General features: G+C 74.7%; 6 protein-coding genes. 3 read left to right on the top strand and 3 right to left on the bottom strand.

Going from position 1 to position 9,455, the window contains the following annotated elements; genetic code table 11:
* Window positions 1–247: 247 nt before the first annotated feature.
* Both AB0O40_RS36645 and AB0O40_RS36640 read right to left on the bottom strand, forming a co-directional pair.
* Window positions 248–2,227: a sigma-70 family RNA polymerase sigma factor gene (locus AB0O40_RS36645; protein WP_365050390.1), complete on the bottom strand. Its 1,980-nt coding sequence runs from the start codon at window positions 2,225–2,227 to the stop codon at window positions 248–250.
* Window positions 2,228–2,439: 212 nt separating this feature from the next.
* Entirely contained in the window at window positions 2,440–3,228 is a 789-nt protein-coding gene (locus AB0O40_RS36640) for a helix-turn-helix domain-containing protein (protein WP_365050388.1), read from the bottom strand.
* Window positions 3,229–3,568: 340 nt separating this feature from the next.
* On the opposite strand from AB0O40_RS36640, the gene AB0O40_RS36635 reads away from it, so the two are divergent.
* Both AB0O40_RS36635 and AB0O40_RS36630 read left to right on the top strand, forming a co-directional pair.
* Entirely contained in the window at window positions 3,569–5,074 is a 1,506-nt protein-coding gene (locus AB0O40_RS36635; protein ID WP_365050384.1) for an FAD-dependent oxidoreductase, read from the top strand.
* Between the two features lie 131 nt (window positions 5,075–5,205).
* On the top strand, window positions 5,206–6,987 hold the full coding sequence (locus AB0O40_RS36630) for a SpoIIE family protein phosphatase (RefSeq protein WP_365050394.1): 1,782 nt from the start codon (window positions 5,206–5,208) through the stop codon (window positions 6,985–6,987).
* Between the two features lie 162 nt (window positions 6,988–7,149).
* Here AB0O40_RS36630 and AB0O40_RS36625 read toward each other — a convergent pair whose 3' ends face one another.
* A complete protein-coding gene (locus AB0O40_RS36625; protein WP_365050392.1) occupies window positions 7,150–8,481 on the bottom strand; it encodes an MFS transporter in 1,332 nt (443 codons plus the stop codon).
* A 134-nt stretch (window positions 8,482–8,615) separates the two neighbouring features.
* On the opposite strand from AB0O40_RS36625, the gene AB0O40_RS36620 reads away from it, so the two are divergent.
* Entirely contained in the window at window positions 8,616–9,158 is a 543-nt protein-coding gene (locus AB0O40_RS36620; RefSeq protein WP_365050382.1) for a MarR family transcriptional regulator, read from the top strand.
* Window positions 9,159–9,455: the final 297 nt, after the last annotated feature.

Below are 9,455 nucleotides of genomic sequence, written 5' to 3'. Positions count from 1 at the left end.
TGGCGCGGCTCCCGGGCCCGTGCCCGGCCGCTGCGCGGAGCCAGACCCCACCCCGCCCCTTCCCGAAACCGGTGGGCGGCTGCCCCCGGAGCCCCCGCACCGCCGCTGCGCGACGGTCGCCTCAAACGCCGGCGGGGCTGGATATGCGGGGCTCCGCCCCGAGGCCCGCACCGCCGCTGCGCGGCGGTCGCCTCAAGCGCCGGCGGGGCTGGTGGGCGGGGCTTCGCCACGGGCGGCGCGCGGGGGGCTAGGGGCAGGTGAAGGTGGAGTCGGCCCAGTCGGCGAGGAGGAGGGAGCCGTGCCAGTCCTCGCGGTCTACGACGAGGCGGACCGACGAGGCGCCGGTGAGGTCGAGGTGGAGGGGGACCGCGGCCTCGCCCACGCCCAGCGCCGGCGAGCGCCAGAGCCGCGTGTCGTCCGCCCAGACGGAGAACCGCACGGCCCCCCGCCCCATCGACATGTCGTCCACCCCCACCCGCGCGCTGAAGCTCCGGCACGGCCGGTTCAGGTCGATCAGGACCGAGGAGCGGGAGTGCACGGTGATGCCGGGGTGGCTGTGGCCGCCGATCCGCAGCCCCCACCGCTGCCACACCCAGCTGCTGCGGTAGGTGTCGATCTCCGGCCCGGTGTGGTCGCCGAAGACCGACTGCCCCAGCGCCACCAGCGGGTACGAGTGGACGGTCCGCGGCGGCGTCGGCCGCGGCGTGGGGGTGGGCTTCGGCGTCGGCCGCGGCTTCGGCTTCGCCGTGTGGGCCGGCGTGGGCCGGACCGTGTGCGCCGGGGTCGGCCGGGGCGCCCGCGACGGGGTGGGCCGCGGCGCCGGCGGGGTGGTGCGTACCGGAGGCGGCGGGGTGTGCCGCACCGGCCGGGGCGCCGGCGGCTTCACCCATGGCGAGGGCGGGACCACCGACGGCGGCTCCGGGGCGACCGAGGCCACCGCGCTGGGCGGCGCCGGCCGGACCTCCGCCTGCGGTTCGGTGTCGTCGCCGGTGAGCGCGAAGACCACCCCGGCGGCGGTGGCCACCGCCAGCCCGGCCGCGAGCGCGGCCTTCGCGGGCAGTCCCAGCCCCTCGGAGGCGGCCGCGGCCCCCGCACCGGAGCCACCGCCCCCGGCCCCGGCGGCACCCGCACCCGCACCCGCCCCCGCCGTGCCCGCGGCCCCCGCCGCCCCCGCCGTACCGGCCGCGGCCCCGCCGCCCCCGGTGGCCGCCGCCGCGGCCCCGGCGCCGGCGGCGCCCATCGCCCCGCCCGCCACGACCCCCGCGGCCTTGAGCGCGTACCCGGCGGCGAACCAGCCGATGACCGCGACCGGCAGCAGCGCCGGGATGCCCGCGTTGACGTCCTTCAGTTCGCCGGCCGCCACCCGGCACTTGGCGCACTCCTCGAGGTGCTTGCGCAGCCCCCGCTCGGCCCGCATCCGCAGCCCGCCGCGGGCGTAGGCCCCGAGCCGGTCGGCGTACCGGGCGCAGTCGCCGCCCTCGGTGAGCGCGGCGCTGACGTGCGCCTGGAGGTAGGCCTGCTTGAGGCCTTCCCGGGCCCGGGAGGCCAGGACGGCGGTGGCGTTCGGGGTCAGCCCGAAGAGCGGCGCGATGGTGCTGGGCGAGGCCTCTTCGACGGTGGTGTGCCAGAGCACCGCCTGCCAGCGCTCGGGCAGGCTCCGGAAGGCCTGCATGGCCAGGGTCTGTTCGGCGTCGTGCATGGCCCGGACGTCGGCGCCCGGGTCCAGGGTGCCCCCGGCGGCGCCGGCCGGTGCGGTGCCCTCCGCCGCGGCCTGCTCGGCGAAGAGGGCGAAGTCCTCGACCAGTTGCTCCCGCTTGGCGGTCCGGGTCCAGGCCGCGGCCACCCGCCGGACCGTGGTGAGCAGGTACGCCCGCACGGCCTGGTCCGGCCCGGCGCCGCCGCGCACCGCCTGCAGGGTGCGGGCGAAGACCTCGGCGGTCAGGTCGTCGGCGGTGTGGCCGTCCCGGCAGCAGGTCCGGGCGTACCGGCGCACCGCGTCGGCGTGCCGGCGGAACAGCTCCTCGTACGCGCCGTCGTCGCCGGCCCGCATCCGGGTGATCAGGTCGCCGTCGGAGGGCGGGAGTTCCGCGGTGGTGGCCCCGCTGCCGGCGCCGCGCTGGGCCGGTACCTGCCGGGCCGGCAGCTCGCCGGCGTCGGTGGCGCCGGCTCCGGCCCCGCCGGTGCCCCCGGCGGCGCCGGTCGGCTCGTCGCGTCCGTCCACGCTCATTGCGGAAGCCCCCGAACGACACATTCCGACCCGTACATCGGGCCAGCGTGGCATACGGGGGCGGCCGGAAGGGCCCGGATGACGGGTATCCACTCATCCGGGCACATCTCGGCGAACGGCCGCACCACCCTCACCTGTTCGAGTGGTGGTGCGTCCGTCGCGCGGACCTCACCCCCGCGAGGGGGCTCCGGTCACACGAGCGGACCGGCGGATCACGCGGTGCGCGACCGCAGGCCCTCGAGCAGGATGTCCAGCAGTCGCGCCGAGGCGGCGGCCTGCTGCGCCGGGTCCGGCAGGGCCGGTGCCGCGGTCGCGATGACCAGCAGGACGTCGGCGACCGTCACGTCGGCCCGCAGCTCACCCGCGGCCCGCGCCCGGTCCACCAGCCGCCCCACGACCTCGAGCAGCGCACCCGCGCCCGCGTCGTCGGCCGGCTCGTCCACCACGAGGCGGGCGGTGGTCCGCAGGTCGCCGGAGTACCCGGCGGAGTCGGAGGCGGCCCGCTGCTGCGGCACCCGCGCCCCGTCCACGCCCTCGACGCCGTCCTCCGCGCCCTCGGCGGAGCCCACCCGCAGCACCTGCGGCGGCAGCAGCCGGCCGGCGCCCGAGGCGACCGAGGTCCGCAGGAAGCGCGACAGCGCCTGCCACGGCTCCTCCTCCTGCCCCAGCGCGGCCCGCGCCTGATCGGTCAGCCGGGCGGTCTCCTCCTCGGCGATCCGTCGCACCAGTACGTCCTTGCTCGGGAACCGCCGGTAGACCGTGCCCACGCCGACGCGTGCGCGACGGGCCACGTCCTCCATCGGAGCCCCGTACCCGAGCTCGCCGAACACCTCGCGCGCGGCACGCAGCACGTGCTCGAGATTGCGCTGCGCGTCCACGCGCAGCGGCGCCGAGCGGGCTATTCCCGGCCCGCTCGTCGTGCCCGTACCGCCTGCCATCAGCCGTCCCGCGCCTTCGGCGGTCACGGCCGTCGCAGACCCATGGAAATCGGAAATGTTCATATGTTTCCCCCGGTAATCATTTGTCTCCCCCCGGAGACAACCCCGCCTTCGTGCCAGGGGGGCCACGGTCACTCTGAGCCCCGGCCGACACCCCGGCGAGTAACGAACATAGTTGAGCCAGAGTCAATTCAGAAGAGGGGGCTCCGCACCGGGCACCGCCCGATCGGAGCATTCTCCCCCACTTTTCCGATTCCGCCCCTTCTTCTTTGCCCGTCTCCCCATCCTGACCTGCGGAACTGCCCGCCCGGAGCGGGCCGTCCACAACCCCCTCCGGGGACACCCTTCGGTCACACAATCTGCCGGGCCTGTGGACAAACTCCCGGCCACGTTGCGTCATGGGATGGTGAAGGCCCCAGACACCCGGGGAACGAACCCCGGCACATCGCCCCGCACGCGCGTCCTCGTCGTCGGCGGGGGGTATGTCGGCATGTACACAGCGCTCCGGTTGCAGCGGAAACTCAGAGCCGGCGAAGCCGAGATCACCGTCGTCACCCCCGAGCCGTACATGACGTACCAGCCCTTCCTCCCCGAGGCGGCGGCCGGCTCCATCTCCCCGCGGCACGTCGTCGTCCCGCTGCGCCGGGTCCTCGACAAGTGCCGCATCGTCATCGGCGAGGCCCAGCGGATCGACCACGCCAAGCGCACCGCCACCGTCACCACCCTCGCCACCGAGGAGGAGGGCACCGGCGCGCTGGAGCTGGCGTACGACGAACTGGTGCTGGCCCCCGGCTCGATCTCCCGCGCCCTGCCGATCCCGGGCCTGGCCGACTACGCCATCGGCTTCAAGACCGTGGAGGAGGCCATCGGCCTGCGCAACCACGTCATCGAGCAGATGGACATCGCCTCCTCCACCCGCGACCCCCAGGTCCGCGACGCCGCCCTGACCTTCGTCTTCGTCGGCGGCGGCTACGCGGGCGTCGAGGCGCTCGGCGAGCTCGAGGACATGGCCCGGTACGCCTCGCGGTACTACCACAACGTCAAACCGGAGGACATGCGCTGGATCCTGGTCGAGGCCAGCGACCGGATCCTGCCCGAGGTCGGCCCCGAGATGGGCGAGTACACGATCCGCGAGCTGCGCCGCCGCAACATCGACCTGCGGCTGGAGACCCGGCTGGAGTCCTGCGCCGACCGGGTCGCGGTGCTGAGCGACGGCGCCCGCTTCCCCACCCGCACCGTCGTGTGGACCGCCGGGGTCAAGCCGCACCCGGTCCTCGCCGCCAGCGACCTGCCGAGGAACGAACGCGGCCGCCTCAAGTGCACGGCCAGGCTCACCGTCGAAGGGGTGGAGCACGCCTGGGCCGCCGGCGACGCGGCCGCGGTCCCCGACGTCACCGCCGAACCGGGCCGCGAGTGCGCCCCCAACGCCCAGCACGCCGTCCGCCAGGCCAAGGTCCTCGCCGAGAACGTCCTCGCCTCGCTGCGGGGCCAGCCGCTCAAGGACTACTCGCACGCGTACGTCGGCTCCGTCGCCTCCCTCGGGCTCCACAAGGGCGTCGCACACGTCTACGGCCGCAAGCTCAAGGGCTACCCGGCCTGGCTGATGCACCGGATCTACCACCTCAGCCGGGTGCCGACGGTCAACCGCAAGATGCGCGTGCTGGCCGAGTGGACCCTCGCCGGGCTCTTCAAGCGCGAGATCGTCTCGCTCGGCTCCCTCGAACACCCGCGGGCCGAGTTCGAGCTCGCCGCGGGCGGCGCCCCCCGCCCCGACCCGATGGACCTCTCCGCGGACCCGGCGCCCCCGCCACCCGCCCAGGACGGCGGCGGCCCCGGCCCGGACCGGCCGGGGCGGCCCGGGGGCGGCGCGGAGCCGGGCCCGGACGCCCCCCGGGGCGGCACCGATTGAGACTTCGGTCCGGCCGCCCGCCCCGGACGTGTGACCATAGGTGGGCTCACACCTGCACAGAGTGATCACCGCCCAGCGAAGACCGCGACGACCACGAGCGACCACGAGCGACACCACGAGGCTTGAACGCAGTGAACTTCACGCGCTGGAGCGCCCGCTTCCCCGGCACGCAGCGCCGCGCCGCCGCCCGGACCGAACACGCGGCCGCGCAGGCCAAGCGCGGCGAGGGCTCGGTCCCCGCGGCCCGCGGACGCAGCCAGGACCCGTCGGCCACCGACCCGGCCGGCCGCGAGCCCGGCGGCGCCGGCCCCGCCGGGCGGCCCGTCGACCCCACGGTCTCCGGGGTCGGCAGCGGCGGCGGCACCGCCGTCCTGGCGGTCCCCTCCCTCGACGAACTCTCCGTCCGGGAGGTGCTGGGCCGGCTGCCCTCCCTCGTCGTCCTCGTCCACGGGCCCGACCACCGGGTGGCGTACGTCAACGACGCCTACGCCGAGGGCTTCGGCCCCCGGCCGGCCGGCGCCCCCGCCGCCGAGGCCCTGCCGGAGCTGGCCGAGCTCGGGCTGCTCCCGCTCCTGGACCAGGTCCTGCGCAGCGGCAAGTCCCGTACGGTCAAGAACCGCAAGGCCCCGGGCGGCAGCTCGTACACCGTCACCTGCACCCCGGTCACCGGCTTCGGCGGCCCGGACGGCCCCGAGGAGGACCCGCGGGGCGCGGGCGGGGGCGTGCTGGTCCACCTCGCGGACGTCACCGAGCACGCCGAGGCCGTGGAGCGGCTGCGGGCCAGCGAGCGGCGCCAGCGCGAGGCGGCCGTCACCCTCCAGCGGTCCCTGCTCCCGCAGGAGCTGGAGCAGCCCGACGACCTGCGGATCGCCGCCACCTACCACCCCGGCGGCACCGAGGCGGCGGTCGGCGGCGACTGGTACGACGTGATCACCCTCGGCGCCGGCCGCACCGCCCTCGTCATCGGCGACGTGATGGGCCGAGGGGTACGGGCCGCCGCCGTCATGGGGCAGCTGCGCACGGCCGTGCGCGCCTACGCCCGGCTCGACCTGCCGCCCCACGAAGTCCTCCAGCTGCTCGACGGGCTCGCCGCCGAGATCGACGCCAGCCAGATCGCCACCTGCGTCTACGCCGTCCACGACCCGAACGAGGGCCGGCTGGTCTACGCCTCGGCCGGCCACCTGCCGATCCTGGTCCGGGACGAGGACGGCACCGTGCACCGCGCGGAGGACCCGACCGGCCCCCCGCTGGGCACCGGCGGCTGGCTGCACACCTCGGGGACCATCGCGCTGGCCCCCGGCTCCACCGCCGTCCTCTACACCGACGGCCTGGTCGAGCGCCGCGGCGAGGACATCGACGAGGGCGTGGCGGCCCTGGAGCGCGCCCTCTCCGGTGCCAAGGGCACCCCCCAGGTGATCTGCGACCGGCTGATGCGGGCCCTGGGGGTGGGCGCGGACCACGACGACGACGTGGCCGTCCTGGTCCTCCAGCACCCCACCCGTACCGGTTCGGACGCGGAGCTCTTCCACAACGCCGCCCTCGAACTGCTCGGCGGCATCGAGGCGGCCCCGCGGGCCCGGGCCTTCGCCCAGGGGGTGCTCACCTCCTGGCGCTTCCCGCTGGAGCTGTGCGACCTGGGCGTGCTGGCCGCCAGCGAGCTGGTGGCGAACTCCCTCCAGCACGGCACGCCCCCGATGCGGCTGCGGCTGCGGCGGACCGACCGGCGGCTGATCGTGGAGGTCACGGACGGGGACGACCACCTGCCGCGGCGGCGCCGGGCCGAGCCGGCCGACGAGGCGGGCCGGGGCATCTCGATCGTGGCGACCATCGCCTCGTCCTGGGGCTCCCGGCGCACCCCGGGCGGCGGCAAGGCCGTCTGGTGCGAGTTCGCCCTCCCGGGCACGGAGGCCTGACCCCTCTTATACGGACATGCACACGACCTTTCATGCGTACGTGTGCACGAACCGTCCCCCGATACGGCGAAGGCCCCCTGCCCGGGAGGGGCGAGGGGGCCGACACCGTGGGGACGGGTCCTGCGGCGGTGCGCCGGGCGTACGGGGCCGGCGCGGCCGGGGTCACATGCCCCGGGCGGCTCCCGCGGCGACCGGCTCGGCACCGGCCGTGCGGGCCGGGGCCGGCCCGTCGGCGGCCGGGGTGTGCTGCGCGACGACCCGGCTGGGCCGGCGGCCGGCGAAGGGCCGGTCCTGCGCGGCGGTCAGCTGGCGGCCCAGGCGCAGCGCCAGCCAGGAGAAGCCCAGGCAGATGACGGCGAAGGCCGCGATGTACGGGCCCGGGAGCATGGCGCCCAGCGGCACGCCCACCAGCGGGCCCACCACCAGCGCGATCTGCTTGACCATGGCGAAGGCGGAGTTGTAGAGCCCGACCTTGCCGTCCGGCGCCAGGTCGGCGACGAGCGGGGCGATGGTCGGCGACAGCATGGCCTCGCCGAGGCCGAAGAGGGCGTACGTCGAGACGAACGCGGTGGCGGCCAGGGCCGGCCCGCTGCCGACCAGGCCCGCGAAGGCCGCGAGCACCCAGGCGGCCGTCCAGACCAGGCCGACCAGCGCGATGACCTTGGTGCGGCTGGCCCGCTCGACGAACCGGAGCACCGCGAACTGCGCCACGACGATCACGCCGGTGTTGGCCGCCAGCGCGAAGCCGAGGGTGGCCGGGTCGATGCCCGACTCGGTGCCGTAGGCGGTGAGGCCGGACTCGAACTGTCCGTAGCAGGCGAAGTACATGACGAAGCCCAGCAGGCACAGATAGACCATCGCCTTGTGCCGCAGCAGCAGGCCGAGGCCGCCGCCGGCCTGGGCCCCGTCCTTCGGCGCGGACTCCTTGAGACCGGAGGGCTCGGGGAGCCGGACGGTGGTGACGATCGCGGCCAGGACCAGGAACATCGCCGTCTCGATGCCGAAGAGCAGCAGGAAGCTGCCGGGACGCGAGACGTCGACCAGCAGGCCGCCGAGCAGGCCGCCGATGCCGAGACCGAGGTTCTGCATGAAGAACTGCAGGGCGAAGGCGCGGGTGCGGCCCTCCGGGGTGGAGCAGTTCACGATCATCGTGGCCAGCGCGGGCTGCATGACGGCCTGACCGGCGCCGAGCACGACGGAGAACAGCAGGACGGTGGCGACGGTCGTGGCCAGGCCCAGGGCGAGGGCGCCGACGGCCGCGGTGAGAGCGGCCGCGATCAGTACGGGGATGGGGCCCCGGCGGTCGATGGCCCGGCCCGCGAACGGCAGCGTCAGCACCGCGCCCACGGCCAGGGCGATGAAGGACGCCATGGCCCAGAAGGCACCGAGCTGGCGCACCTCTGCCACGTACACATAGAGGAACGGCACCGTGAAGCCGATGCCGAACGCACTCAGCGCGTTCCCGGCCTGGATCCGGCCCATCGCCGCGCCCATCACCCTGGTCACTTTCACCACCTAGTTCTGTTGTGAAGTCTGTCGACCCGAAGACTTCAACTCTAAAGTTCGATCCTTAACAGTACACACCGAAGGAGTTAGATGGCAACGCCGGGCGTGTCATACTTCGCGGCATGGGTGACACCCCGGACACGGTCGGCGCGAACGGCATCGCCGAACCGAGCCTCGACGAGCAGATCGCGGTCTACCAGCGCGAGTTCCAAGACCTCGACCCCCAGGTCGAGAAGGTCGTCTCCGCGCTCCAGCGCGTGAACCGGCGGATGAACGTCGCCTACGGGCGGCAGACTGCGGCGCTGGGCATCAGCAACGCGGAATGGGAAGTACTCAAGGCCCTGGTGCTGGCCGGCGCCCCCTACCGGATGGGTCCGAGCGAGCTCGCCAAGCAGCTGGGGCTGACCCCGGCGGCCATGACCCACCGGATCGACCGCATGACGGCCGAGGGGCTGGTGACGCGGGAGCGGGACGAGACCAACCGCGTGCGGGTGATCGTGGAGCTGACCGACGAGGGCCGCAGCAAGTGGCTCGACGCGATGCGGATGGCCACGGTCTTCGAGGAGGAGCTGCTGCAGGACCTCTCCACGGAGGAGCGGGGCGTCCTGGGGGACATGCTGACCCGCCTGCTCGCCCGCGTGGAGGAGACCCAGGCCCGCGGCTAGGCCGGGGTTGACACGACCCCGCCGGGTCCGTAAGGTTCTTCGAGTTGTCACGGGACCGGAACGGTTCTGCGACAACCATCCCGCCGCCTCGTTGCGGCACCCCAACTCAGCACGAACTCCCACCGGGATCGAATTCGGCGTGCCCGAATTCATTTCCGGGGCCCGATTAGGGGCCGCCCGGGAAATCCGCTAGAGTTCGGGAGTCGGAAGGGCCCAACAGCCCGGAAGGCAAACCCCGCTGACTGGGAGTCAGGCCCGAAAGGATCTGATAGAGTCGGAAACGCCGGAAGGGAAAAG

The sequence above is a fragment of the Streptomyces sp. NPDC089919 genome (assembly GCF_040684615.1).
In the GTDB taxonomy this organism is placed as follows: Bacteria; Actinomycetota; Actinomycetes; order Streptomycetales; family Streptomycetaceae; genus Streptomyces.
Note: the sequence above shows the minus strand (reverse complement) of the source record. Positions and strands in the feature narration are given on the sequence as shown.

Coding starts and splice junctions, on each gene's coding strand:
- AB0O40_RS36645 (WP_365050390.1), bottom strand. CDS start 2,227: ATGAGCGTGGACGGACGCGACGAGCCGACCGGCGCCGCCGGGGGCACC.
- AB0O40_RS36640 (WP_365050388.1), bottom strand. CDS start 3,228: ATGAACATTTCCGATTTCCATGGGTCTGCGACGGCCGTGACCGCCGAA.
- AB0O40_RS36635 (WP_365050384.1), top strand. CDS start 3,569: ATGGTGAAGGCCCCAGACACCCGGGGAACGAACCCCGGCACATCGCCC.
- AB0O40_RS36625 (WP_365050392.1), bottom strand. CDS start 8,481: ATGGGCGCGGCGATGGGCCGGATCCAGGCCGGGAACGCGCTGAGTGCG.
- AB0O40_RS36620 (WP_365050382.1), top strand. CDS start 8,616: ATGGGTGACACCCCGGACACGGTCGGCGCGAACGGCATCGCCGAACCG.